The sequence below is a fragment of the Pseudomonas sp. K5002 genome, from assembly GCF_013386655.1.
Lineage (GTDB): Bacteria > Pseudomonadota > Gammaproteobacteria > Pseudomonadales > Pseudomonadaceae > Aquipseudomonas.
In genome coordinates, this window is record NZ_JACARK010000950.1 from 1 (window position 1) to 914 (window position 914).

The following is a 914-nucleotide window of genomic DNA, read 5'->3' on the forward strand; positions in this document are numbered from 1 at the left end:
CCCGCTCCCACATCTGTTTCCGTACGCCCGTTATTGTGTTTCGAGATATTCGCTGCACAGAATTTTCACATTCCATCCAAGACAATTCGCCGGCTATTTTTCCTGCCGGATGCTCTAAGACGAGTCTCAAACACTGGCCGGATTGAGTAATCAATGGCGTTGCCGGCGTTGATCGGGCACCATTTGCGCCATTGCGTTCACCGTCTACCCCAGCCTGACTGGGCGAGGGCGGGGCGCCGCTGTATTCATTCGCAACTTAAACTTCCAATGGGTCCTAAAACGACATGGCAAACCCGGACGCCCTGAATCAGCAGCGAGCTTCTAATCGCTTGCTGCAACCGACCGTCAAATCCCATCTGGCGTACACGCTGCTTTGTGCCTTGATCATGATGGTGATGTTCTCCCTGCTGCGCCTGGCGCTGCTGGTCTACAACCGCGAGATGATCCTCGACACACCGGCCTCGACTTTCCTTGAAGCGTTCGCCAACGGCCTGCGCCTGGATATCCGCCTGGTGATGTACGTGCTGGTGCCGTTGCTGCTGGCGTTGTTCAGCGTGCGGGCCATGGCGGCGCGCGGGTTCTTCCGCTTGTGGCTGACGGTCGCGTCCAGCATCGCGCTGTTCCTGGGCCTGATGGAAATGGACTTCTACCGCGAGTTCCACCAGCGCCTCAACGGCCTGGTCTTCCAGTACGTGAAGGAAGACCCGAAAACCGTGATGAGCATGCTCTGGTACGGTTTCCCGGTGGTGCGCTACCTGCTGGCCTGGGCCGTGGGTACGCTGATCCTGAGCATCGCCTTCAAAGGCGCCGACCGTGCAACGCGCCCACGCGGCCCGTTCAGCGGTGGCAGCATCGGCACTCGCCAGGTAGCGCCGTGGTACACGCGCATCGCGGTGTTCGTGGTCTGCCTGCTG

General features: G+C 59.7%; 1 pseudogene. It reads left to right on the top strand.

Going from position 1 to position 914, the window contains the following annotated elements:
* Nucleotides 1–284: 284 nt before the first annotated feature.
* A pseudogene (locus HX846_RS31550) lies at nt 285–914 on the top strand (LTA synthase family protein); the annotation flags it as partial.